Below are 24,159 nucleotides of genomic sequence, written 5' to 3'. Positions count from 1 at the left end.
TGGTTTGCCAGTTTTCATTTATAAATAATATGAATCTGTACTATGTATAAGAATATTTGCAGTGTCATTAAAAGGATCAATTGTAGTATTTAATAGATCTGAATCATGATGAAGAGGGCTGATTTACAAGTTAAAAGTACCTGGACTACTTGTAAATGTGCTTGTAAACTGATCAGGATTATCTGTAGTAAAGCTAAGAGTGCTAATTGTTAGATTATATGGCTCTGTACAATGATGAAGCAGGCAGATTTACAAATTCATTGGATTTGGACCTTGTGTAAGTGTACCTGTAAACTGATTAAGGGTATCTGGAGTAACGTTAAGAGGACTAATTGTCAGATTAAATGGATCTGGACAATGATGAAGAGGACTGATTGTCAGGTTAAATGTACCTGTAGTACGTGTAAGTGTACCTGTAAAACGATTTAATGTATCTAAAGTATGTGTAAGAGGGCTAAATGACTGTGTAATTTGATTTGGATTAATCTTAAATCAATCTGTCAGTCATGTAAGGGCTCGCATTTAACGATGCATTCTTTTCATTCTCACAAATCCTTCTCTTGTTCTTCGCTAATGCAGTAAATTGATAATATATATCGTATTGTTTAGCTAAACTCATATCGAATGTATGAAAGAATAATTAACAATACAAAATAAACTTGAAATGTAAGGTTTTAAAAAGTTGAGATGTTTAACCTGTATTTATTGAATTTACTACTATTCCCGATAATTTTAAGAAAACTTAAATAATTACTGTTTAGAATCATTCAAAATATGATAATTAATAAAATGGGTGTGTTTTTGCCGGAAATGAACTTTGAGTCACTCTAAAGTTCAATTAATCATGATGAAAGTGTGTTTTATTGGTATGAATAGCTTTTCTCTGTTTGTCAACTTGATTGCTGTTTTCTGCATTTTGTTTGCAATTATTGGCCGTTTGAGGGTATTTTAAATGGCATTGATTTGGATTGAATTAGTTTAACTGGATAATTTGAATGGGCAATAGCTTTGTGAGTGAAATTAGTTGAGCATAAGTTTTGAATTGAGGGTGGGGTTTGGTAGATTTGGGGGAGTGAGAGAGTTTTAGGAAAAGAGAACCTTAGAAAGGATTTGTTCCTAGTTCGCGCAAAAGGGATGTGAGAATATACCGAAGGAAAGGTGCACGATGCTGACCGATATGGTATGTATTGTGCAATAAGCGATATAAGAGAAATAAATGCGATAATGCATTTATATGTGCTTTGGGTACAATTAAAACAAACATAACATGAATATTTTTACACAAATTGTGGTGGTTATTGGAAAAATAACACCCAGTGGAGTCAGTATGCTAGGTACTGGATTTATTATTACTAATGATGGAAAGATTGCAACATCAAAACATGTTGTTGGTTCTGACCCATCAAATCTTGTAATTCTTGCTCCACATATTAGAGACATCAATGCTTATCAAGATACTTCTGACACAAGCTGCCAACCAGTACAAACGACAGTGTTAGAAATGGATCCAATTAAAGACCTGTGTGTACTGAAAGCCGATATTACATTTTCTGGACAATTGCCTCAAATTGGTTCGTTTGACGAAGTAAATGTTGGAGATAAAGTTGGCATTTTTGGTTATCCTCATTGTGTCGCTGGAAGAAGAGTATTAACATTTCAAGAGACTGAAATTGGTGCTAAAGTACTTTTAGAATCTAATTCTATTAAGTCAAAGCATGCTGTAATTAATACTCAGGCAAGACCTGGACAATCTGGAGGATTAATATTTTCCCCAAGACTAAGTAAAATAATTGGTGTATTAATAGGTGCATATGCTCCAACTCAAGGAGGTGGTATTTCTCTTGGGGGTATTAATCCTCAAGAATTACATCAAACAACACATTGTATTTCAGCAGAATATTTAAATGATATGATATAATGGGAGCAATACAAAATATAACATTAGATAATTGGTTATCAGAATTAAAAGCATATCAGCGAAATTCAATTGTGACATTGATTGATGAATATGGAGAAGAAGATGCAGTAGAAAAGTGGCTCTCCGCAAATGGACCAAAGGATAATGTTCCTTTTGGTGGCTTACAATCAGCAGATACTAAGCCTTTTCTCGAAAAATTTAAAGCTGAGTTTAAGAAGTTTGTTTGTAATCATCCAGATTATGAGGAGGAAAGAAAAAAACTTAATATGGAATCTCCTGTTGTTAAGGCGATTTGGATTTCAGTTATTTCTGCTGCCTTAGGTGCGACTTTGGGTTTTGCTGCCACATTATTAGCTCCAGCAGTTGCCGTTATGCTGTCGATTGCCGGGAAGATGGGATTAAATGCATATTGTGTAAATTAATAACTGTACCCAACATTTTGTATAGCGCATAGGGCAGTAAGTGAGTATTTAATCATTCGTGCTTTATACAGCACCGCCGAAGCGCAGCTTTGACGAATAGTCAAACTGCAGGTGTCAAACCTATACTTTGGCTACTTAGCGATTTGACAAGAAAGTGTTTTCTAATGCCCTACGCACTATACAATTTGCCGTTGTGGGAATTAAAACTAGTAACAAGCAAAGAGTTGAATATTAACCAGTAAGAATTTAAGTATGGAGGTGTTATTAATTATAGTAGGTGTTTTTCTGATAGTTATTTTGCTGCAAAAATCGAAGTTGAAAAATGACCTTAATGAGAAAAAGAAAGAATTAATTAAGAAAGACAAAGAGTTTGATTCTTATAAGGCGGAAAGTGAAAAGTACAAACGAGATACTGAGTATTTAAGAAAATATGAAGTGATAAGGGATATTGAAGTTGAACTTGAAAGAATCTCAAAACAAATACAAAAAAATCAAGAAGTTGCTCGTAAGGAAGTTGAAGAGTTAAAAGAAAAAGCTGAAATTGAAGCTGCTTCTGTTAAAAAAGATGCAAGAATTACGGCCAAGGAGGTAAAAGAAAAGGCAGAGGCCGTTTTAGAGCAAGCACATAGTTTAGCTAAGAAAATAGAGGATGAGGCAAATAAAAAGGCTGAGGAAACTGCAGGTGAAGCTTGGGAAGCGAAACAATATGCAGATCAATACTCTCAAACAGTAAAAGCTATGAAAAATATAATCAAAGGCTATGGTGATGAGTATTTGATACCTAACAGAAGTTTATTAGATGATTTAGCAGAAGAATATACACATAAAGAAGCTGGACAGGAATTAACTCAAATAAGAGCCTTGATAAAATCAATGATTAAGAATAGAGAGGTTGGAGATTGTGATTACGTAGAAACTCACCGAAAAGAAACAGCCATTGAGTTTGTTATTGATGCGTTTAACGGAAAAGTTGATACAATAATGTCAAAAGTAAAGCACGACAATTTTGGCAAGCTCAAGCAAGAGCTAAAAGATGCTTATAGAATTGTTAATCACAATGGAAAACCATTTAGAAATGCTCGAATTAATGAAAGATATTTTGATGTTGTAATGGAACAATTGAAGTTAGCTGTAACTGTACAGGAACTTAAGAAAAGAGACCAAGAAGAGCAAAAAGCTATTCGCGAAGCAATGCGTGAAGAAGAAAAGGTTAGAAGAGAAGTAGAAAGAGCTCTTAAAGCAGCAGAAAAAGAAGAAAAACTACTAGCAAAAGCTATGAAAGCAGCTGAAGCGAAACTATCTCAAGCAGCAGCGGACGATAGAGCTAAGCTTGAAGAAGAACTAGCTCTAATAAAACAAAAGTTATCGGATGCGGAAGAACGAGGCCAGCGAGCTTTATCTATGGCACAACAAACTAAGCGAGGTCACGTCTATATCATTTCTAATATTGGTTCGTTTGGAGAAGAAGTTGTGAAAATTGGATTAACAAGAAGATTGGAACCAATGGATAGAGTAAAAGAACTTGGCGATGCCTCGGTTCCTTTTTCTTTTGATGTTCACGCTATGATACATTCAGAAGATGCCCCTAAATTAGAAAAGGAATTACACGATGTGTTTGAAAATAACAGAGTTAATAAAGTGAATTATAGAAAAGAGTTCTTTACTGTTCCGATAACTACAATTAAAGAAAAAATTGATAATCTTAACCTAGAAACTCTGTGGACTATGAAAGCAGAAGCTAAAGAATATCGTGAAAGTGTTGAATTAAAACGAAGAGAACAAAAGATGGTTGGAGTAAACTAATACCCCCTCGCTAATCCTGATTTGTAATCAGGACTTATGGGTAAAGAATTTGAAAATTGATTTTGTAGGATTGTAAAACCCAAACTCGAAACCTGTGAATTGGAAATTCACAGGAGTAGAAGACTTTTACCATGAGAAAGTAAGGTTGAAAATGATTGAATTTGTAAATGAATAAATCAATCAATGCTCTCATTAGTGCAGATTGATACTAACCAATACTTAAACCAAGTAATTATATAAAACTTAAAGTATCTAACCTAAAAAGAATTTTAATCATGAGAAAGCCCATTGCAATACTGTTTTTGATTGTAGTTTATTTAATTCCAAATAACGTTAAGGCTCAAGAAAAGGAAGCTGCTGCGATTGCTGCAGGAGCCTTAGTGGCTATAGGTACAGGTATTGCTGCTGTTCAGCAAATGGAAGAACGTGCTGAATTAACAGCAACTGAATGGATTTTATCAAATAGACCCGAAATGAAAAGTTTTTCATTAAAAACACTTGACTTTGATGGTAAGAAGCTTAAGGATTTGTCTTCGGTATCTGTAATTACCTATGAAATTCAAGAGTTTACTCGTCAGGATAATCCCGTTTTAGATGGAAATAAATATGTATTACTTGCATTTACAAGCCAAGGGTGGATTAACGAATATGGAATTGATTTCGATAAAATTAAGTGGTTTTTAGTTAGTTCAACAGAATGGATTAATATGATGACTGCATATGTAAAAGCAGCATCGGACGTCAAAGATGAAAAGTTTATTCGTGAAAAACTTGAAAAGGGAAAGATTGTAAATAAGGGAATTAAAATAAAGAGTAAGTTGGTGATTCCTTTCTTTAAGCTTAATGGAGATATGTATGTTACGAATGATTATTCTGATGAAATGAAATTTGTATACAACGAAAAATCGTTAGGAATCTTTTTAAAAGAGACGGAAGATCTAGTGCAAATAAGCAGAAAGAGTATTATCTCCATTCATGAATTCTTTTTTTACGAAAATAATTAATGGGTTCACATTGAAAATACACTATCAAGAGATTATAATATAATTAGATCAATAAATAAACAACAAGTACAACACCTTTTCGTGTAGATTTTGGGCAGGGATTATAGTTGCCTTTGTTGGGAGATGTGGAAGTTTGCTAGCTTAATGGTGTGTTATGAAAAGACCTCAACCCCCAGCCCCTTCTCCTAGAGGAGAAGGGGAGTTGAGTGTAAGAATTTGAGTGTGGAGAAAGTTGGGGTGAGTTGGTAGAATAAGATTAATGATTGATATGGATGTAAGAACACGATTGAATGCAGAGCAGAAAAATGGAATTTTCTTTTTGCTGCTATCGAAAGCATTTGAAAGAATTGCCTTTTATATGGTAATGGCAATATTGATGCAGTACTTAACCAATGGAATTGGAGTAGAAGCTAAAACAGCTGGCATACAATACAGTCTATTTTATGGGATGTTTGTGGTAGGGTCTTTATTTTCAGGTTGGATAGGTGATGTATGCGACCGGATAAAGTTTGTTAAGCTGGGGTTTCTGATGATGATAGTGATGTATTTGTTGTTTGTTTTTATTCCAAATGTTAATTGGCTTGTGGTAATGGTATTATTAATTATGGGCTTTGGTCATGCTATTATAACGCCTAACCAGATTGTGTTTTTGGGTAATATTTATAACGAACAGGGCAAAGAGATAAAAGCTTTACCGGGTTTTATATGGTATTCTATAATTGTAAGTGTTGCTGCAATGTTGGCAGCTTTCTTGGCTAATGTTCTGAAGAATCAGTTGGGATACCTAGCGGTGTTTATTGCTGCATTTGTTTTTGCGGGACTCGCTTTAATGTGTTTCCTCATGTTTAAGAAAGCATATAGAAAATTGGATTTGGTAGCAGAACAGAAGGAGGATCAGACTGAAGTTTCAATTAGAAGGATTAATAAATTGATATTGGTTGCTATGATATCGATTGGAGTATTAATTCGTTTTGTATTGAATCAGAAAAATTTGTCGTTTACTTTTGCCATGAGAGATTATTTGCCGAATAGTATAGATTTAAGTTGGTTTACAGATGGCTTGCTACCTTATTTGTCTATTATGTTTTTGTTGATATTTCTTTTTGTGGTATCACGCTTGAAACGAATGAATTGGAAGGTGATATTTAATTTTATTCTGTTAGGAATTGCCATTTGTGTGTTGGCCTGTACTTTGGTGTTGGGCTATGAGCCTTTGTCGAATATTATTAGTGGCAATGTGGTATTTCTAAACGTCATGATTATGATTGTGCTTTCGGATAGTTTACTTTCTTCTGTAATGTTTTATTCAGTATACCGAAGTTCACCTTTGAAGCACAAAGGTTTGTTTCAAGGATTTTCTTTTTTAATTGTAGGTTTATCTAGTTATATAATAATTTTGGGAGTGAAAATGTATGAGAACATTGGAGCTACTGTTTCTTTTTTGATTTTGATGGGGATTATGCTGGCAAGTGGGGTGTTGATGTTTGGAGTTAAGAAATCAATTGGTAAAGAATAAGGATAAAGTAATAAGAATAAAGGAAGGAAAATATTAAAACTCAGATATGTTTTTAAGAGGAAAAGTAACGGTTGATCCGGAGCAATTGACTCACATTAAGGTTGAGAAGCCTGAGGGGAGTTTCAGGAAACTGTTTTATCATATTACAGGAGGAAAAGTTGGTGATAAGAAAGAGATTGAAACTTTAAAGGCCATCTCGATCATACAACAGATGCATTCCACATTTGCTTGCATGGGGATTGATAATGTGATTCGAATCAATCATGATGATATTGAGATTTATTTCGATACCAAAGGAGAGAAGGCTGATTTGGATTTTGCCATGGACAAGTACTCTATTGAGATTGATGAAAGCATGTCGAAATACTTTGATTCTTTGTGGATGGTCTTGGAGCACGAAGATGAGGAGTTTAAGTATTTGATTGAGATTAGTGTGAATCGAAACCACAAGGTAAATGAATATCCTATTGAGATTATTGTAAGTGGATTGTTGAAGGAGTTTGGTGATTTGAAGGGTGAACAGCTGAAAAATAAGCTGAATGGCGTGTTTAAAAATCAAAAGCGTTACGACCGCTATATCAATGATAGCAAGCAGAAGTTTGATTCATTCCTAAACAACCTGAGTTTTGAGTTGCAAAAGCGAATGCGAGTGGATGATGTGAAGATTCAATCGACCAAGCGAATGATTGTTCAGAAAGAGCAGGCCGAAAAGAGCAGAGAAGAGGCTAAGCCTTCGAGTTATGCAGGAACTCCTTATACATACTATGGATTTGGCGATTTCTTGTTGTACTCAGTGTTGTGGTCGGAGCTTTGTTTTGACAGGAATATTCATGTTTCTGATGCGGAAATTATTAATGAGGAAGGGCATTTGTTTGGCGAGGTTGGAGAATCGGGAATGGATGCCGTTGAGGGAAGTATTTTTGATAAGGATGTAAGCATTGAAGACTTATCGGCTTCAGATGGAAGTACTTTGCTTGAAGGAGATTCGTTTTTGGATACCAGTGATAGTGGTGTGTTCGAATCGGCATTTGAATCGGATGGCGGTGGCTGGTTTGATTCTGTTTCGGATGGTGGATTTGACTTTGATTTTTAATGTTTGTGAACTGAATATATGAAATTTAGAATACTTGTATTTGTGACTCTTGCCTTGGCTTTTATGCAGAATGAAGTGAAAGCGCAGAAATTTGCTGAATTTAAATGGGTGAATGATAGTGTTTCGGGGAGATATATCGAGAAATTGGCAATCCTGTTGCCGGTACAGATTGAAAATTTGCCGAATCGTTTTTTAATGCAGTTGGATCTTGGTTCGAATCAGACTGTAATTAGAGGAAATACTATTGGTAGCTTTTATCCAAAGTATCCCGATTTGAAGAGTAAGTTGGATACCATTAATTTGTGTAAGGTGCAAACGCATGAATGCCCACATATCAATGATTTGAATGTAAAGATTGGAGGTGAATTTGATTGCAATGTGAATGCGGCTTGTTTTCAGGGGTATGGAGTGAAAGTTCCAGTTGATTCCCTTAGTCCTGAAGTCGAAATATTAATAGGGTCCATTGGGGTAGATGCTTTAAAAAATAAGATTCTCATTATAGATTATCCGAACAATAGGATGAGTATAGCCAATCCTTCGGCAGTGGATGTATCAGAATATTCTTTTATTCCCTTTCAGTTTTTAAAGGAAAATGAAGACAACAGGTTGTTATTGCCATTTTCTGCCAATGGACAAGATTTTAGGGTGATGTTTGATACTGGAGCAAGTATGTTTCAATTATCGGCTCCCGAGAAAAATGCCAGAATGATTTGCGATAGCCAGGCTGTTGATTCATTGTTGATCAACTCGTGGGGCGAAAAGAAAAAAATCATTGGTTTGGAATCCAATGTTGAATTAAGATTTGGGGAGAAAGTATTGCCTCAACTTAAGGTGTACTACGATCCATCTAATAAGTATGATTTTTTCTATGAATCGAACAATGTGTTCGGTTTGACGGGAAATGCTCTTTTTCTGAATGATGTAATCGTGATTGATTATCAAAACAAGAGGTTTGGAATTAGGAAGAGTATAAACTAATGACCTTTGCTGTATAGAACGAATTGAAAATAGATTGCTTAGCTAATGAAACTGTATAAAATGAAAAATAAATTGAATTTGATGGTATTGCTGCTTTTCTGCTATACGATGTCGGCCTGCGCACAAAAAGAGTTGAATTTGAAGGCTAGTGCTTTAAGCGATACTATTGTTATGGGCAAAAGTGTAAAAGTGCGTTTGACACTGGAAGGAATTGAGAGTGATATTTTTAAAGGTAGAGATACAAAAAGTTGGGATGGTTTCTTTGGTGACTATCAACAGAATCATGATTTTAGAACTTTTGTAAGCGAAGTGCCCAATAAGATAGGAAAGAATGTATTGGGGCCTTATACCATAAAGATGATGGGCAGGGAGTTTGTTTCGAATACAGTAATTGTTGAGGTGATAGAACAGCCCGAAGAGATTTTTAAGATTGAGATGCCCAAGGAAGGAAAAGTGGGAGCGGAAATTACAATCAAGTTAAGAGGTAAGTTTAATGGATCGCTTACAGCCGTAATTAAAGAGAATGAAATTTTTAAGGTGAATGCCAGGTCGGTTACCACAAGTATAGTAAATGGCGTACATAACACGGTATGGGAGTTTGGTGTGAGGCTAAAGAAAAAGGGTGTGTTTGAAATGAATAGAAGTATGTTTAGGAATCTGCCGGATCAAATCAAAATTACGCCTGTGACATTTGAGGTGAAATAAAGGAAGCTTGGGGCACTTCATCTAAAAATAAATTCATGAGAAAAACAAATAAACTAGTATTTGCATTGGTAGCCTTAGTGGCTGGTATTCTATTGTATTCTTTCAGTAATGAAATTCTAATTGTTGATGATGAATGGACAAGTTTTCTTTCTGGTGCTCTGATTGGTGTGGGAGTTGGTTTTTTAATTTTCTACTTGTTTAATGTTGGAAGAAAGAAGGAGTAATTTTTTCGGACAAACGAATGGAATTAGTTAGGGCAATTATAAAGAGTTTGTAGAATTGATAAAGTAAAGCAATATGAAAAGAATTACATTATTTCTGTTATCCTTTATGGCTTTTTCATTTGGTCTTATGTCGCAAACCAAATATTACAAGGAGTTTGGTAAAAGCAGAATTATCGATCAGGCCGAGTTTGATCAGATAAAAGATGTATTGATTCACAAGAACAAATCAAAGCCTACTGTTAATGTGAATCTGATTGTTGTGGATGAAACAAGACGAAATGATTCTCTTGTGATTGTCTACAAAAGGCAAATGGTTATGGATGGAGGCGTTAAGATTAATTTGTCGGGTACCGAGAAGGTGTATGAAATGGTGGGGAAAAAGTTTCCAAATTTTAAACTCCATGATTTGGAAGGTAATACTTGCAGTTCTGATAGTTTATTGAATGCTCCCTTGGTACTGAATTTTTGGTTTAATGGTTGCAGACCCTGTAAAAAAGAGATGCCGGTTTTGAATCAAATTAAGAAGGAGTATGAGGGAAAAGTACGCTTTGTATCCATTACTTTTAATAGTGCAGATCAGGTAAAAAAGGTATTGCAAGATTATCCTTTTGATTTTTACCATTTGGTGGAGGGAAGAGCGCTTATCGATCAAATTGGAATAACAGCTTATCCTAAAACCATTGTAATAGATAGAAATGGCATTGTTCGACAGGTGATGGGGGGTGTTGAAAGTGTAGTGAGTGAAAATGGAGAGGTCGTTTTAGGTGATGGGGATGAAATCAGGAATGAGATTGAGAAAGTGTTAAAATTAAATTTAAAATAGATGGGATTATTTAATAAACCAGAACCGCAAAGAGTAGAAGTAAAGGGAAATCAGTTGAAGTGTCCGATATGTGGAGGGGTATTATTTTATGAGCGAGAAGCGCAATTAAATACGGCTGTAGCTTCTTTCTTTAATTTCGACTGGGCCAATCGCTCAGCTACCTGCCTTGTGTGTGCGAATTGTACGCATATATCCTGGTTTTTGGGAGAGTGATAAGTATGAAGATTTAACCTGAATTAAGCTTAATTGGGGTAATGTTAACTTGCTTTACATTGAGAAATATGTTGTTTTGCAAAGAGGCAAATTAAGTGTGATTTTGGCTAACCACTATACTAACTAATCGATGTTATCCCTGCGAGTTTTAATTTGCAGGGATATTTTTATGGCAATTGATTATGCTTTGATGATTTTGTAGTATCTGGCATTTTCAAATCCATGGCATGTACCACTTTTCCAATATTGCATTCCCAACTTTTCAAGAACTTTAATGGAAGCTTTGTTCTCGGAAAGAACTCGTCCTATGATTTGTTCGAATCCTAATGTCTCAAAACCATATCTTATGCAAGCTTTTGCTGCTTCGCTGGCGTATCCTTTGTTCCAATGTTTCCTGAAGACTCTAAAGCCAAGATCAATGAGCTTTTCTTCGTTTAGTTTTAATCCACACCAGCCAATGAATTCATTTTCTGCTTTTGTTATCATGGCCCATCTTCCGAAGCCATTCTTTTTGTAGTCATTGTAATTCTGAAGAAATGATTTGGCCTGTTCGACAGATTCGAACGGGGGATCGCCGGTATATTTGATAACCTCAGGATCGGCATTTAGATCAAACATGCTCTGTGCATCCTCAGGAGTAAATTCTCTTAATTGTAAACGCTCTGTTTCCAATACAACTTTCATGATTCTCATTTAATTAGTTCAATCTTAATAATTTAATTTTATCAATACGAACATCGTTACGCTCACCATTCATGTTGTTGTTGAACTCTTCGAAACTAATTTTGAAAAAATTATAACCTTTTTTTAGATCTACATAAAAAGAATTGGAGTATCCGTATTCATTCCACTTGCCTTTTCCCCTTTGAGGAAAAACAATAGAGCCTATATATCCTTTGTTTTGCCAGAGGCTTCTACTGGCACATTTGTCCCCGGTATTCATATCTCCATTTCCATTTGCATACAAAAAGCTCAGTTTGTAGTTTCCATCTCTGGATGCTTTAACCTGAAAGTAGTATGGTTCTTTATCGGTTTTCTTTAATGTAACAAAGGATGATATTCGCTTGCTCAGAAATGCCTCTGCTTCTATCAGTTTTTCATACTTGCTTTCATAAAGAAGAACTGGTTTGGAAAGAAAGGAGTGTTGATTTAAGCTATCCACTGCTTGTATACAAAATTCAACAGGGTTCGTAAAATTAACTTCAACCATGTGCTTGTCTTTTGTTTCGAGCAAAAGTTCTCCATTTTGATAAACCTTATAATGTGTTGCGTTGTTTATCTCATTCCACTGTAATTGATTGTTTTTGTAGGATAAGCTTGGAGTTTCTGGCAAATACAAATGTTCAACTACATTTATTTTCTCATCAATTGGGATTTCATTGTTCATTTTAATCACAATTTTGTGATGCCCTTCGATGTTTTTGGGTACAACGGCTCTTTTGTAGGGTGTTCCATCAAAAGTAAATGAGCTAATCTTGTTTCCAAAACCCAACACTTCAATATGAAGGATGGCCTTGTTGTATTTGAAATTACTTAGTACTTGCTTTCCTTTAAATTCTCGTGGAATAACAGGTTTAAATTCCAGCTCTTCTGTAGTGATTTTCATTCCCATCAGAACATGAAGAAAATTAGATATGCTAGCAGATGCACTTAAAAGTTGCTCATTCGAATCATTTTCTGTAGGTTGGAAATCTCCATTTTCAATCGAATAGCTTCTTTTGTTGTTTAGAAATAGTGCTGTTGATCTAATCGAAGAGGCAAGCCCCCATAGTACAGCTTTTGTATTTTTGTTTTCTGCTGCTGCCCAATTCCATGTTGCCTGTACAAAAGGCCAAATTCTGTTGTTGTGATAGTTAGCTACGTTGGGAATTTGTGGATGAAAACAAGCTACTCCAAATTGATGTATTGGAATGTTTTCAACTGAATTTTCCCTTACATCCCAAATATTGGCAAGCGATTCTCCAAGTGCGTCGGAATGTGGTGATACCAAATTGTATTTGTTGTATCGAAATTGACCAAGGTATTTTTTGTCTTCTATTTTAAATTTGCTGTTGATGCTCTTTTTTAAAGCTTCAGAGATGTGTTTGTACTTTTGTATATCCTTACCAAGGAGGTTTCCCATTTCAATAAGTATTTGCAAAGCCTTATGGTGAACAACTTGGTTAGATAGGGAATAGGTTTCGTAAATGTCGGTAGGCGACATCCATTTGGGGTAGGATTGTTCCTGGCGATTTAGGAATGATGCTTCTCCTTTAAACAGATGAGAATGATAATCCCATATTAAATTGATGTCATCATCAATGCTGTTTTTAATAATGAAGTAGGTTCTTCGAAGCCAATCAGTATCGCCAGTTACTTTGTAAGTATCCCATGCAGCTGTAGCCCATATCAAACGATCCGAACTAATGGGCCACGAGCCTCCGGTTCCTGCATCTTGAATGATCCTATCGTTCTTCACCCTTTGCATTAGACTATTTTGACATGCTTTAGGATGAAGTATTGCCAATGACAACATGCCCGAATACCCCAAGGTAGTGCTTGTGATGTTTTCTTTAGAAAAGATGCTGTCGTTTAAAATTTTTCGGTCTATCTCCTCTAAAGACAAATTGTATATTGCATTTAATATTTCATGATTCGATTGGTATGAGGGATAATGAAATAAGCTGCGTTTTAATTTCCACTTGTTACTTTTTAAGGAAGGGTATGAGGAATTAATTTCCTTTTTGTTTTTGGCTATAGCTATGAATTCGCCTTGTTCAACACGGTTTGGGTAGATATTAAATTGATCTGATTGGAAAATTGGATTGTTGTCTGATTTACAGGCAAACATGTTCGCTATAGAAAGAAGAACAAGTATAAAAAGTATGTGATGATTTTGCTTACTTTTTTGCATAGCTTCGTTTTGAATCAACATTAAAATTAACAAATCGATTTTTAATTGAAATTGTTATGGTATGTTTTTTAGCGATTGTCGGTTAAAATGTGATAAAAAAAAACGGCCGAAGCCGTTTTTTCATAGTGGGTAAAAAGTAATGTTGTATGTAGTAATTGAGATTACTATTAAAATTATATAAAATAAATTAAATGATCAAAAGTTTATTATAAAATTTATTGAGATTTTGTATTGTTTAATTTTTCGGCATTCTCAATAAGAACATCATATTTGTATCCGGCTCCAAAATCTTTGTCGGTAATTAAAACGCCTTTAAATTCAACTATTTCACCAATGCTAACTGTTTGTGTAGAGGTAATCGTTAAATCAAAATTGCCATTGTGCTCCGTTCCATCTTGAATGTGTATCCAGTTTCTGTTTAATATATTTTCGTTGAACTTGGTTACTTTTCCTTTTACTTTAATAACTGAATTGACTAAATTATCTTTATTCTTGAAAATGTTTTGGATGTTTGTAAAGTCGTCGCTGGCTTTAATGTCTACTTCAACTTTTACAGCACTTGGCTTTTTCATTTGTGATTTGCTGTGAGGATCAGCTTTCCCAGATGGCTCACTTGAAATAGAGTTTAAGAAATAGATTAATGGGAACGTTTTGTTTAACTCTTTGCTGTGAAAATCCTTCATTGGCAAGGCATTCTTGTAAAAATAGGTTTTGCCTATTTCTATTGGCTGTTTCCTGATTGCAACCCAAATTTCACTGTTTTCGTTGTTTCCCTTGATGTAGGTGTATGTATTGCCATTAATCAATTCTGTTACTTTAATTTTTTCGTTTCCATCAGGGACGTCAATCGATTTGCTTTGTTTTTCATTTTTGCAGGCCGATAATAAAATGGCAGTAATAAAAAGGCAGGATAATAATAGATTTTTCATAGGTGTATATCTTAATTTGATCTACAATATAATGGTTTTATTTTGATCAATTCTTATAAGAAGAAAGAAGAAAGTTAAAAACTTGTTAAAACAGTTTTAAATATCCAGAGCCAATTAATAATGCCTTTTATTTGCTTGGGGTGAGTTTGGAATGTTATTGTAAATAAAATAAAGACTTGCAAGTCTGAAAAGTTCAATAACGGACGGTGATGTAACGAAATCGGACATGATTAGATGGGATCTAAATAGTGTTTGGTTGCTTACAGTAGTGGACAGTAGTTGTTTTTCATGTTTGGTACAAAAAATGCTAGGAGAATTGCATTTTTATTTAGACCTAAAACATATTTGAAGGTGTAGGGGTGAATTTGTCTATAATAAAACTCATAGCAATTATCTTTATAGAGTTTTAACAAATATAAATGATTCAAGCATGCTACGTATTTTTTTATCCCTGGTAATTCTTATTTCAAGTTTTGCTGGTTTTACACAGAATAACGCTCAATGGCGTGGAGAAAACAGAGATGGTAAATATCCTGATTCTAATCTTTTAAAATCTTGGCCTGCTGAAGGTCCTAAAATGTTATGGCATTTCGATCAATTGGGAGATGGCCACGCATCTGCGGCTGTTACTGAAAAGTATGTGTACACTGCAGGAACAGAAGGTGATGAAGGCTTTGTGATTGCATTTGATCATTCAGGAAAACAAATTTGGAAGCAAATTTATGGCAAAGAATGGATGGATTCTTATGATGGTGTGAGAACGACTCCTATGATTAATGATGGAATGCTATATGTACTTACAGGACATGGTGAGCTTGTTGCTATGAATGCTGATGATGGAACTATTGTTTGGAAGAAGAATGTTTTAAATGAATATGAAGGCAGTAATATTCGCTGGGGCGTAACAGAGAACTTGTTGGTTGAAGGAGAAAAGATTTTTTGTACACCAGGTGGAAGTGATGCCAGTATTGTTGCATTAAATAAGAAAAATGGGAAACTAATCTGGAAATCTGCCGCAAAGGGTGAAAAATCGGCCTATTGCTCACCTGCTTTGATAAATTTAGATAGCAGAAGTCTATTGGTTACCCATACACAAAATTCAATTGTTGGTATCGATACAAAAGATGGCAAAATGCTTTGGAGTGTTGATCATCCCAATAAATATTCTATTCATCCCAATACTCCTGTGTATAAAGATGGAATGTTGTACTGCTTTAGTGGATATGGCAAAGGTGGTGTAATGTTGCAGTTGTCTGATGATGGTTCAAGTGTAAAAGAATTGTGGCGAAATGAGAAACTGGACAACCAAATGGGGGGTGTGATCTTATTGGATGGTAAAATTTATGGATCAGGCCATGCAAACAGAGAGTGGTTCTGTTTGGATTGGAAAACCGGAGAAACCCTTTATTCAGCGAAAATGTTGAGTCGTGGAAACGTGATTTATGCAGATGGAATGCTATACTGCTATGGAGATAGTGGAGAAGTTGCTTTGGTTGATGTAAGCAATGGTTCGTTCAATAAAGTGAGTTCATTCCGTGTTCCTTATGGTGAAAAGCAGCACTGGGCTCATTTGGTAATTCACAACAAGAAGCTATATGTACGCCATGGAAGTTCATTAATGGTGTACTCAATTGAGAAATAAAAAATTATAACACTACGATAACCTATAACCAATTAAATTATGAAACGATTACTAGGATTTGGACTTCTTGCTTGTTTGGCTTTTTCTCAAGGAACCATGGAAAGGGTTTTTACCGAATGGAGAGGACCAAATAGAACTGGAGTTTACAATGAAACAGGACTCTTTAAGGAATGGCCTGCTGAGGGACCAAAAATGTTATGGTATAATGATAGCATTCCTGTTGGTTATTCTTCGGTTGCCATAGCTCACAATACAATTTACCTAACAGGATTAGTTGATTCTTTGGATTACCTTCTGGCTTTAGATATGAATGGTAACAAGAAATGGCAGGTAGCCTATGGAAAAGGATGGGATGCCTCTTTTGTAGATAGTCGTGCTACACCAACCATTGAAGATGACAGAATTTATCTTTCCAGTGGAAAGGGAGATGTTGCTTGTGTAAATGCATTGAATGGAGAAATCAACTGGAAAGTAAATGCCAGTGAAAAGTTTGGTGGAACTTTTGGTAAATGGGGGATTTCAGAATCGATACTTCTTTATAAGAATATGGTTTATTATACTCCTTGTGGAGAACAGACTACCATGATTGCTTTGGATAAAATGACAGGTGAAACCATTTGGCAATCCGAAAGTTTGAATGACAATCCTGGTTACGTATCTCCATTAATGATCAATCGCAATGGTAAAAATCAAATTGTTACGGTAATTGAGAAAAATGTGTTTGGAGTAAATCCTGATACTGGAAAAATAGAGTGGCGATTTGATTATGGAGCATACGCTGGCGGCAAATGGAAAGCAAATATCAATACCAATACTCCTTTGTACAAAGATGGTAAGATATATGTGACCAATGGATACGACCACAAATCGGTAATGTTGAACTTGAACGAAGATGCATCAGGGGTTGAATTGGCCTATGTGGATTCTTTGCTTGATGTGCATCATGGAGGAGCCGTATTGGTAGATGGATACATTTATGGTGCAAACTGGGTGAATAATAGAATGGGAAACTGGTGTTGTTTGGATTGGAATACGGGAGAAAAAATGTATGAAACCAAATGGCAAACCAAGGGCTCTATTATCTCGGCAGAAGGCATGTTGTACTGCTACGATGAAAAAGGTGGAAATATTGCCTTGGTGAAAGCTGATCCTAAAGAATTCAAAGTAATCAGTGAATTTAAAGTGCCATATGGGAAAGGACCTCACTGGTCTCATTTGGTAATAAAAGATGGAGTGATGTATGTGCGTCATGAAAATGCACTAATGGCCTATTCAATAAAAGAATAATGTAAATGCTAAACCTGTCGGGATTTAAAAGCCTGACAGGTTTCTTACGAATAAGTATATGCTGTCGAAAAGAAGCGAAAAAGGATTAATTCTCTTGGCTGTTGTTGTAGCAACGGCATTGTTTGTGTATTGGTTGTTATACAATCCGGTTAAAGATATTCATGCAAGTATTCCGGGGATGGACAATCGTCCGAAGGAAAGTGAATCCAGTGGAGGAAAAGTTAAGATTGGAGAAGGATTTGATTTCTTTAAAGAGTTATCTACTGATTTAAAGGGTAAATGGGTTCAGTTTCGCGGAGCCAATTCGGATAATATTTCAGCAGACCAAACAAAATTGATTAATTCCTGGGGAAACGGACCTAAAATTGATTGGCAGGTAGAACTGGGAGAAGGTCATGCTGCTCCTGTGGTCTACAATGGAAAGGTATATGTGCTAGATTACGATGAGGTAAAAAAGGCGGATGCTTTAAGATGCTTTTCATTGGAAACGGGCGAAGAGTTGTGGAGAAGATGGTATCGAGTACGTATCAAACGAAATCATGGGATATCCAGAACTGTTCCAGCCATCAACGATAAGTATTTAATTACGATTGGACCTCGATGTCACGTGATGTGTACAGATCCCAATACGGGAGATTTCTTATGGGGAATTGATTTGGTTAAGGATTACATGTCTGAAATTCCTTTTTGGTATACTGGTCAGTGTCCGATTATCGTCGACAATATTGCCATTATTGCTCCAGGAGGATCATCTTTACTAATGGGGGTGGATTGTGCTACGGGAAAAGTAGTTTGGGAAACCCCAAATCCTGATGGATGGAAGATGTCTCATTCATCTGTTATGCCAATGAATTTGAATGGTAAAAAAATGTGGGTATATGCTGCCGTAGGAGGTATTGTTGGTGTTTCTGCAGAAGGTGATGATTTGGGAGAGATCTTATGGAAAACAAAGGATTTTGCTCCTTCGGTTGTGGCTCCTTCGCCAATTGTTTTTGGCAATGGCAAAGTATACATGACAGCAGGATATGGTGCAGGAGGAATTTTGTTGCAGGTAAAAAAATCAGGTAATAAATATTCGGTTGAAACCTTACAAAAATTCAAGCCTAAGGATGGAATAGCATCTGAACAGCAAACACCTATTTTATATGATGGACACATGTTTAGTATTCTTCCTAAGGATGCTGGAGGATTGAGAAATCGTTTTGTTTGCGTTGATCCAAATGATAGTCAAAAGATACTTTGGGATAGTGGTTCGGCACATCGATTTGGTTTGGGACCATATGTAGTTGCTGATGGTAAATTCTTTATCCTTAAAGATGATGGAACCATAAGTATTGCCAAGGCTACATCAAAGAGTTTCCAGTTTTTGGATAAAGCCAAAATTATGGATGGACACGATGCTTGGGGACCTTTGGTTGTGGTTGATGGACGTTTGCTAATGAGAGATGACAAACATATGGTGTGTATTGATGTGAGAAGGAATTAAAGTTTGTAATCTGAATTTTAAAAATATCCCTCTTTAGTTAGGGGAATCAAGTTTTGAATAAGCTAAAAGCCTAAAGCTAATAGCTAAAAGCTTATAAAAATGAAGAATAAATTGATTTTATGGTTGTCTGTTGTTTTGCTAATCGTATTGATAGTATTCATGGCAAAAGATCTGTTTAAAACAGGTAATGTTAGCCAGGAGAATGTTTATGAGTATGATTTGAATTCTTTGCGCCATGTAGATGAATCAAAAATCAGTCATAAAGAGAGCAAGCAAATCAAAATTGATGCAGGAGAGATTCATGCCATTGCAGTAGATCAGGATGATAACATCTATGTTGGAACAGATAAAAATGTACTTGTACTCAACTCGGAAGGCAAGCAAATTAACAGTTTGAAATTAAGACAAGCAGCATCTTGTATCACAGTAATGGAGAATGGTAATATTCTGGTAGGAATGAGTAATCGTATCGATATCAGAAAACCCAATGGCAGCCTAAGAAATAGTTTTGTTGTAAAAGGGGATAGAACTTACATTACATCCATTGCTGTTCAGGATACCAATGTTTTTATCGCCGATGCTGGTCAGAAAATCATTCATCATTACAGTATTGATGGCATTAAAATAAAGGAAATTGGTGAAGAAAATCAGGCGGAAGGAATAAAAGGTTTTGTAATTCCTAGTCCATACTTTGATTTGCTGATTGGTAGACAAGGTGAATTATGGGCGGTAAATCCGGGACGACATGCTTTTGAGGCCTACAACTTTAAAGGAGAACAAATATCAAGTTGGAACAGAACCTCTATGAGTGTGGAAGGCTTTAGTGGATGTTGCAATCCGTCGAATATTGCCATCTTATCTGATGGTTCTTTTGTGACCGCTGAAAAAGGATTGGAAAGAGTAAAAATACATCTCCCTTCAGGTGATTTTAAATCGGTAGTGGCTGCTCCGGACTTGTTTGAACCTGGAACGGTTGGTATTGATTTGGCTGTAGATTCGGAAGATAGGATTTTGGTTTTGGATCCAGCTAAAAGATTAATCAGAATATTTGAAGCAAAATAGAATGGAAAGAAGAGATTTTTTAAGAAGTGGCTTGAGAGGATTAATAATTGCAGGGTTGGCAGCAATTAGCGGGGTATTTGTTTATAGAAACTATACAACGAAAGAGACTTGTGAGTTTACAACTCCATGTCAGGATTGTAAACAGTTAAAAAGTTGTAAAAAACCAGAAGGCTTAAAATTCAAAAGAGATCAAAAAGTTTCTAACAACTAGTTACTAATTACTAGTCAGTATGAAAAAAGACAGAAGAGAATTTATAAATACATGCTTTCGTTTTGCGGCGGGAGCAAGCATTGTTGGAGTAGCAGGAGTTCTGGCGAGCAAAAGTGCAAAAGGAGATTTCTTTTGGCAACTTGATCCAACCAAATGTACTCAATGTGGGCGTTGTGCAACAAGTTGCGTTGTAACACCATCGGCGGTAAAATGCATTCATGTTTATGACATGTGTGGGTACTGTGATTTGTGTGGTGGATATTTTCGACCTAATGTAAAGAACCTATCTACGGGAGCAGAAAATATGCTTTGTCCAACAGGAGCAATCAAACGTACTTATGTAGAAGATCCTTATTTTAAATATGAGATCATTGATGAGTTGTGCATTGGCTGTGGCAAATGTGTAAAAGGTTGTGGTGCATTTGGAAATGGTTCCCTGCAATTGCAAATCAGTCACGATTTGTGTGTGAATTGCAACGAATGTGCCATTGCACGCGATTGTCCATCAGATGCCTTTAAACGAGTTCCTCTTGAAGAAGCCTACCAGTTTGCTGGCTTCAAAACCAATAAAAAGATTTAAGAAATGAAGAAAATCTTTTCCTTATTCTCTCTGTTAGTACTACTAATCATAGATTTTGCAGCTTTTGCGCAAACTCAACGATTTCCAAGACCAGAATTTGAATCTGGCTACACGCAACCAGTAACTTCCATGCCAGAACCTCGAGCTGGAATATTCGCATTGGTGGACGTATTGCTTTTAATTGCAGCTTTAAGCTTGATTACCTGGTTCATTCATAAAAAACGTTCGCGTACAGGCGTTGTAATTACTTCGCTATTTTCCATTGTATATTTTGGATTCCTTAGAGAGGGATGTGTATGTTCTGTAGGATCAGTTCAAAATGTTGTGTTGGCTTTATTCAATCCAGGATACCACATTCCACTTTCGGCATTAGCATTTTTCGTTATTCCATTGGTTTATACACTTTTTTTTGGAAGAACCTTTTGTGCTGGAGTATGTCCTTTGGGCGCGGTTCAAGATGTTTTTCTGTTAAGACCGATTAGTTTAAAGAAATGGTTGCAGAAAGTTCTGGGGTTAATTCCATGGATATATCTTGGTTTAGCGATTCTTTATGCAGCTACGGGAACCGATTTTATTATCTGTAGATATGATCCTTTTGTTGGAATATTCAGGTTCAACGCAACTTTTTTCATGTTTGCCATTGGAGCTGCATTTCTGCTGATTAGTGTTTTTATTGCACGCCCTTACTGTCGATTTTTATGCCCTTATGGTGTGATTCTGAACTTGGTGAGCAGAGTTTCCAAAAATCACTTAAGCATTACTCCGGCAAGTTGTATTCAGTGTAAACTATGCGAGAATTCATGTCCATTGGATGCCATCAATAAGCCTGTTGAAGTCAAACAAATGGAGGATAAAAGATCGGCAACGAGACGTTTCATTCTTTTGGGAATGATTATTCCCGCCTTAATGATTATTGGTGGTTGGGTTGTTTCTAATTTCCATGAAAATTTGGCTATGGTGAATTCGAAAGTACGTTTGGCCAATGAATTGCTTCATTTCAATTCGAACACGATGAAGGAAAGCTTGGAAATTGAAGGATTCAGAACCTCTGGAAAAACCAAGGAGGAACTATATCTGGAATCAGCAGCTATATTAAAGCAGTTTTATTATGGATCGTGGATGCTAGGTGCCTTTATTGGTTTGGTATTTGGATTGTCATTGGCAGGATTAACCAGATATCGTTATAGAGAAGATTATGAGGCAGATAAAGGAGAGTGTGTAAGCTGTGCCAGATGTTTAAAATATTGTCCGGTGGAAAGCAATTAAGAATTAACAATTAATAATGAGTAATTAGGATTCCGAATTAAATTTTCGAGATGTACCGATTATATCGAGCAATGCTACAATTTTGGATTTCTCCCTTTTAGGGGAGATGCCAACTGGCAGAGGGGTTTTACAAGAAGAGAATCATTTATATCAAAAAATATTCAGTAGTAAATTACTAACCTATGAATAATAAGTTCAAATTAAGAAAAACCAACCTATCTCTATGGAGAAATATGGCAATTGTGGCGGGAGTGTTCTCGTTTATCATCTGCATGTTGGTTTTGGTGAATTACATACAAATCAATCGAATTGATCCTGTAAATACAGAATTAATTAACTCATTGGTGCAACGATTGGAAGAAAATCCAAATGACAATCAATTGCGAGAGCAGATTCGTGAAATGGATCTTCTGGTGCGTAAAGCATATTTCACCAATCAGTGGCAGGTGAAAGCTGGTGGTTATCTCTTGTTATTAGGTGTTATTGTTACAGCAATTGCTTTGCAGATGTTTTATGCAGGCAAGCAAAAACTGCCGGAAATAACAGAGAGTGAACAAGAGAATATTGTGTTATTCAAAGAGAAAGCCCGTAAATGGATTGGTGTTGGAGGTTTTGGCTTGGTGGCGATAACCTTATTGATTGCCTTTTTGACTCATAAGGAATTGGGGAATCAATTTACCCAAGCTGCTTTGGTGGCACAATCAACTCCTGAAGAAACCAGTGATAATGTGGAAGTGATTGAGCCAGTTAAAGAAGTTGCGAAGGAAGAGTCAGTTGAAAAAGAAGAACCTGTTGCAGAGAAAACTGCAGAAGTGGTGAAAAAGGAGGAACCTAAGAATCAAGAACCTGTTGTTGTAGAAAAGAAGCAAGAAGTAGCGGAGAAGAAAGAACCGGAAGTAAAAAAGGAAGCTCCTGTCAAAAAAGTTGCTGCCAGTGCATCATATCCTACAAAAGAAATGATGGCAAACTTCCCGGCCTTTCGTGGAGCTGCTGGACAGGGAGTGTCTTATCAAAAGAATATCCCAACCGATTGGGATGGTGCAAGTGGCAAGAATGTATTGTGGAAAGTTCAGGTGCCAATTCATGCCTACAACTCGCCTGTAATTTGGGGAGATAAACTGTTTTTGTCAGGAGCTAATGCCACCCAAAGAGAAGTATACTGCTATGATAGAAATAATGGGAAGCTACTTTGGACAGCTAAAGTAGAAGGCATTGCAGGTTCTCCGGCAAAATCGCCTGAGGTAACACCAGATACAGGTCATGCGGCCTCTACTGTTACTACAGATGGAAAATCAGTATTTGCCATTTTTGCCAATGGTGATATCATTGCCTTGGATTTTAATGGAAAACAGAAATGGGCAAAGAATCTAGGTGTTCCTGATAATCATTATGGACACTCTTCATCTTTGTTGGTGTATCAGGATAAACTAATTGTGCAGTACGATCACAAGAAAGCAGCTAAAGTATTGGCACTATCAACTGCGACTGGTGACGAACTGTGGAGTACAAAAAGAAAAGTACGTGTATCATGGGCATCGCCGGTAATTGCTCAAATTGGAGGAAATACTGAAATCATTGTGGCAGCTGATCCTTGCGTTGCTTCATACGATGTGAATACAGGAAAAGAGCTTTGGAAATTAGATTGCATAACCGGAGAGGTTGGGCCATCGGTGGTGGTAGGTGATGGAATTGTGTATGCTTTGAATGAATATGCTAGTCTTGTAGCCATTAAACCAGGTGCAAACCCGGAAATTTTGTGGGAAGCATATGATTACCTATCGGATGTTCCTAGCCCTGTTATTTCAGGAGATAATTTGATAATTGTAACCAGTTATGGAGCCGTGGTATGTTATGATGCCAAGTCCGGAGAGATTCGTTGGGAGCAGGAATTCGGTAATGGATTTTATGCATCTCCAATTCTTGCCAATGGGAATGTATATCTGCTTGATAGAGAAGGTGTGATGCACATTTTTAAAGCTGATAAAGAATATCAGGAGATCGCAGCTCCTGAACTAGGAGAGAAATCAGATATGACTCCAGCATTTGCTGATGGAAGAGTATATATCCGCGGAGAGAAACACCTTTATTGTATAGGGAAATAACT

At 36.2% G+C, this 24,159-nt stretch carries 21 protein-coding genes; 18 read left to right on the top strand and 3 right to left on the bottom strand.

What is annotated here, in order from left to right; all coding sequences use genetic code 11:
- Positions 1 to 1,267 precede the first annotated feature (1,267 nt).
- The 10 genes from M0051_RS05045 to M0051_RS05000 all read left to right on the top strand — a co-directional run bounded on the left by M0051_RS05045 (position 1,268) and on the right by M0051_RS05000 (position 10,486).
- Positions 1,268 to 1,918 carry a serine protease gene (locus M0051_RS05045; protein WP_306740460.1) on the top strand — a complete coding sequence of 217 codons (651 nt, stop codon included), beginning with the start codon at positions 1,268 to 1,270 and terminating at the stop codon, positions 1,916 to 1,918.
- A complete protein-coding gene (locus M0051_RS05040; RefSeq protein WP_306740459.1) occupies positions 1,918 to 2,340 on the top strand; it encodes a hypothetical protein in 423 nt (140 codons plus the stop codon). Before M0051_RS05045 ends, M0051_RS05040 begins: the two co-directional genes overlap by 1 nt.
- A 252-nt stretch (positions 2,341 to 2,592) precedes the next feature.
- Positions 2,593 to 4,143 carry a DUF4041 domain-containing protein gene (locus M0051_RS05035; RefSeq protein ID WP_306740458.1) on the top strand — a complete coding sequence of 517 codons (1,551 nt, stop codon included), beginning with the start codon at positions 2,593 to 2,595 and terminating at the stop codon, positions 4,141 to 4,143.
- 275 nt (positions 4,144 to 4,418) lie between these two features.
- Complete coding sequence (locus tag M0051_RS05030) at positions 4,419 to 5,147, top strand: hypothetical protein (RefSeq protein WP_306740457.1); 729 nt, start codon at positions 4,419 to 4,421, stop codon at positions 5,145 to 5,147.
- A gap of 268 nt (positions 5,148 to 5,415) precedes the next feature.
- A complete protein-coding gene (locus tag M0051_RS05025; protein ID WP_306740456.1) occupies positions 5,416 to 6,663 on the top strand; it encodes an MFS transporter in 1,248 nt (415 codons plus the stop codon).
- Positions 6,664 to 6,709: 46 nt separating this feature from the next.
- Positions 6,710 to 7,756 carry a hypothetical protein gene (locus M0051_RS05020; RefSeq protein WP_306740455.1) on the top strand — a complete coding sequence of 349 codons (1,047 nt, stop codon included), beginning with the start codon at positions 6,710 to 6,712 and terminating at the stop codon, positions 7,754 to 7,756.
- An 18-nt stretch (positions 7,757 to 7,774) separates the two neighbouring features.
- A complete protein-coding gene (locus M0051_RS05015) occupies positions 7,775 to 8,734 on the top strand; it encodes a hypothetical protein (RefSeq protein ID WP_306740454.1) in 960 nt (319 codons plus the stop codon).
- A 60-nt stretch (positions 8,735 to 8,794) separates the two neighbouring features.
- Positions 8,795 to 9,439, top strand: coding sequence for a hypothetical protein (locus M0051_RS05010; protein WP_306740453.1), 645 nt, complete (start codon positions 8,795 to 8,797; stop codon positions 9,437 to 9,439).
- A 35-nt stretch (positions 9,440 to 9,474) separates the two neighbouring features.
- Positions 9,475 to 9,663 carry a hypothetical protein gene (locus M0051_RS05005; protein ID WP_306740452.1) on the top strand — a complete coding sequence of 63 codons (189 nt, stop codon included), beginning with the start codon at positions 9,475 to 9,477 and terminating at the stop codon, positions 9,661 to 9,663.
- Between the two features lie 73 nt (positions 9,664 to 9,736).
- Positions 9,737 to 10,486: a TlpA disulfide reductase family protein gene (locus M0051_RS05000; protein WP_306740451.1), complete on the top strand. Its 750-nt coding sequence runs from the start codon at positions 9,737 to 9,739 to the stop codon at positions 10,484 to 10,486.
- A gap of 393 nt (positions 10,487 to 10,879) precedes the next feature.
- Here the strand turns inward: M0051_RS05000 and M0051_RS04995 are convergent, their stop codons facing one another.
- The 3 genes from M0051_RS04995 to M0051_RS04985 all read right to left on the bottom strand — a co-directional run bounded on the left by M0051_RS04995 (position 10,880) and on the right by M0051_RS04985 (position 14,521).
- Positions 10,880 to 11,383, bottom strand: a complete 504-nt coding sequence (locus tag M0051_RS04995) for a GNAT family N-acetyltransferase (protein WP_306740450.1) — start codon at positions 11,381 to 11,383, stop codon at positions 10,880 to 10,882.
- A gap of 13 nt (positions 11,384 to 11,396) precedes the next feature.
- Positions 11,397 to 13,592 carry a hypothetical protein gene (locus M0051_RS04990; protein WP_306740449.1) on the bottom strand — a complete coding sequence of 732 codons (2,196 nt, stop codon included), beginning with the start codon at positions 13,590 to 13,592 and terminating at the stop codon, positions 11,397 to 11,399.
- Between the two features lie 215 nt (positions 13,593 to 13,807).
- Positions 13,808 to 14,521 carry a hypothetical protein gene (locus tag M0051_RS04985; RefSeq protein WP_306740448.1) on the bottom strand — a complete coding sequence of 238 codons (714 nt, stop codon included), beginning with the start codon at positions 14,519 to 14,521 and terminating at the stop codon, positions 13,808 to 13,810.
- Between the two features lie 430 nt (positions 14,522 to 14,951).
- Here M0051_RS04985 and M0051_RS04980 point away from each other — a divergent pair, with 430 nt between their 5' ends.
- From M0051_RS04980 to M0051_RS04945, 8 genes are all read left to right on the top strand, one after another.
- Positions 14,952 to 16,163, top strand: coding sequence for a PQQ-binding-like beta-propeller repeat protein (locus M0051_RS04980; RefSeq protein WP_306740447.1), 1,212 nt, complete (start codon positions 14,952 to 14,954; stop codon positions 16,161 to 16,163).
- Between the two features lie 39 nt (positions 16,164 to 16,202).
- On the top strand, positions 16,203 to 17,450 hold the full coding sequence (locus M0051_RS04975; protein WP_306740446.1) for a PQQ-binding-like beta-propeller repeat protein: 1,248 nt from the start codon (positions 16,203 to 16,205) through the stop codon (positions 17,448 to 17,450).
- A gap of 58 nt (positions 17,451 to 17,508) precedes the next feature.
- On the top strand, positions 17,509 to 18,936 hold the full coding sequence (locus M0051_RS04970; RefSeq protein ID WP_306740445.1) for a PQQ-binding-like beta-propeller repeat protein: 1,428 nt from the start codon (positions 17,509 to 17,511) through the stop codon (positions 18,934 to 18,936).
- Between the two features lie 99 nt (positions 18,937 to 19,035).
- Positions 19,036 to 19,998 carry a hypothetical protein gene (locus M0051_RS04965; protein ID WP_306740444.1) on the top strand — a complete coding sequence of 321 codons (963 nt, stop codon included), beginning with the start codon at positions 19,036 to 19,038 and terminating at the stop codon, positions 19,996 to 19,998.
- Position 19,999: 1 nt separating this feature from the next.
- The gene (locus M0051_RS04960; RefSeq protein ID WP_306740443.1) at positions 20,000 to 20,209 is read left to right on the top strand and encodes a hypothetical protein; all 210 of its coding nucleotides are present in this window, start codon (positions 20,000 to 20,002) and stop codon (positions 20,207 to 20,209) included.
- A gap of 19 nt (positions 20,210 to 20,228) precedes the next feature.
- Positions 20,229 to 20,789, top strand: a complete 561-nt coding sequence (locus M0051_RS04955) for a hypothetical protein (RefSeq protein ID WP_306740442.1) — start codon at positions 20,229 to 20,231, stop codon at positions 20,787 to 20,789.
- A gap of 3 nt (positions 20,790 to 20,792) precedes the next feature.
- Positions 20,793 to 22,055 carry a 4Fe-4S binding protein gene (locus M0051_RS04950; RefSeq protein WP_306740441.1) on the top strand — a complete coding sequence of 421 codons (1,263 nt, stop codon included), beginning with the start codon at positions 20,793 to 20,795 and terminating at the stop codon, positions 22,053 to 22,055.
- A 182-nt stretch (positions 22,056 to 22,237) separates the two neighbouring features.
- Positions 22,238 to 24,157, top strand: a complete 1,920-nt coding sequence (locus tag M0051_RS04945; protein WP_306740440.1) for a PQQ-binding-like beta-propeller repeat protein — start codon at positions 22,238 to 22,240, stop codon at positions 24,155 to 24,157.
- The last annotated feature ends 2 nt before the right edge of the window (positions 24,158 to 24,159 follow it).

The sequence above is a fragment of the Marinifilum sp. D714 genome, from assembly GCF_030851345.1.
Classification (GTDB): Bacteria; Bacteroidota; Bacteroidia; order Bacteroidales; family Marinifilaceae; genus Marinifilum.
The sequence above is the reverse complement of the archived record's forward strand: the minus strand, read 5'-3'. Positions and strand labels throughout refer to the sequence as shown.

What these genes read in the sequence shown, in the direction of transcription:
- M0051_RS05045 (WP_306740460.1), top strand. Translation starts at nt 1,268, where the DNA reads ATGAATATTTTTACACAAATTGTGGTGGTTATTGGAAAAATAACACCC.
- M0051_RS05040 (WP_306740459.1), top strand. Translation starts at nt 1,918, where the DNA reads ATGGGAGCAATACAAAATATAACATTAGATAATTGGTTATCAGAATTA.
- M0051_RS05035 (WP_306740458.1), top strand. Translation starts at nt 2,593, where the DNA reads ATGGAGGTGTTATTAATTATAGTAGGTGTTTTTCTGATAGTTATTTTG.
- M0051_RS05030 (WP_306740457.1), top strand. Translation starts at nt 4,419, where the DNA reads ATGAGAAAGCCCATTGCAATACTGTTTTTGATTGTAGTTTATTTAATT.
- M0051_RS05025 (WP_306740456.1), top strand. Translation starts at nt 5,416, where the DNA reads ATGGATGTAAGAACACGATTGAATGCAGAGCAGAAAAATGGAATTTTC.
- M0051_RS05020 (WP_306740455.1), top strand. Translation starts at nt 6,710, where the DNA reads ATGTTTTTAAGAGGAAAAGTAACGGTTGATCCGGAGCAATTGACTCAC.
- M0051_RS05015 (WP_306740454.1), top strand. Translation starts at nt 7,775, where the DNA reads ATGAAATTTAGAATACTTGTATTTGTGACTCTTGCCTTGGCTTTTATG.
- M0051_RS05010 (WP_306740453.1), top strand. Translation starts at nt 8,795, where the DNA reads ATGAAAAATAAATTGAATTTGATGGTATTGCTGCTTTTCTGCTATACG.
- M0051_RS05005 (WP_306740452.1), top strand. Translation starts at nt 9,475, where the DNA reads ATGAGAAAAACAAATAAACTAGTATTTGCATTGGTAGCCTTAGTGGCT.
- M0051_RS05000 (WP_306740451.1), top strand. Translation starts at nt 9,737, where the DNA reads ATGAAAAGAATTACATTATTTCTGTTATCCTTTATGGCTTTTTCATTT.
- M0051_RS04995 (WP_306740450.1), bottom strand. Translation starts at nt 11,383, where the DNA reads ATGAAAGTTGTATTGGAAACAGAGCGTTTACAATTAAGAGAATTTACT.
- M0051_RS04990 (WP_306740449.1), bottom strand. Translation starts at nt 13,592, where the DNA reads ATGCAAAAAAGTAAGCAAAATCATCACATACTTTTTATACTTGTTCTT.
- M0051_RS04985 (WP_306740448.1), bottom strand. Translation starts at nt 14,521, where the DNA reads ATGAAAAATCTATTATTATCCTGCCTTTTTATTACTGCCATTTTATTA.
- M0051_RS04980 (WP_306740447.1), top strand. Translation starts at nt 14,952, where the DNA reads ATGCTACGTATTTTTTTATCCCTGGTAATTCTTATTTCAAGTTTTGCT.
- M0051_RS04975 (WP_306740446.1), top strand. Translation starts at nt 16,203, where the DNA reads ATGAAACGATTACTAGGATTTGGACTTCTTGCTTGTTTGGCTTTTTCT.
- M0051_RS04970 (WP_306740445.1), top strand. Translation starts at nt 17,509, where the DNA reads ATGCTGTCGAAAAGAAGCGAAAAAGGATTAATTCTCTTGGCTGTTGTT.
- M0051_RS04965 (WP_306740444.1), top strand. Translation starts at nt 19,036, where the DNA reads ATGAAGAATAAATTGATTTTATGGTTGTCTGTTGTTTTGCTAATCGTA.
- M0051_RS04960 (WP_306740443.1), top strand. Translation starts at nt 20,000, where the DNA reads ATGGAAAGAAGAGATTTTTTAAGAAGTGGCTTGAGAGGATTAATAATT.
- M0051_RS04955 (WP_306740442.1), top strand. Translation starts at nt 20,229, where the DNA reads ATGAAAAAAGACAGAAGAGAATTTATAAATACATGCTTTCGTTTTGCG.
- M0051_RS04950 (WP_306740441.1), top strand. Translation starts at nt 20,793, where the DNA reads ATGAAGAAAATCTTTTCCTTATTCTCTCTGTTAGTACTACTAATCATA.
- M0051_RS04945 (WP_306740440.1), top strand. Translation starts at nt 22,238, where the DNA reads ATGAATAATAAGTTCAAATTAAGAAAAACCAACCTATCTCTATGGAGA.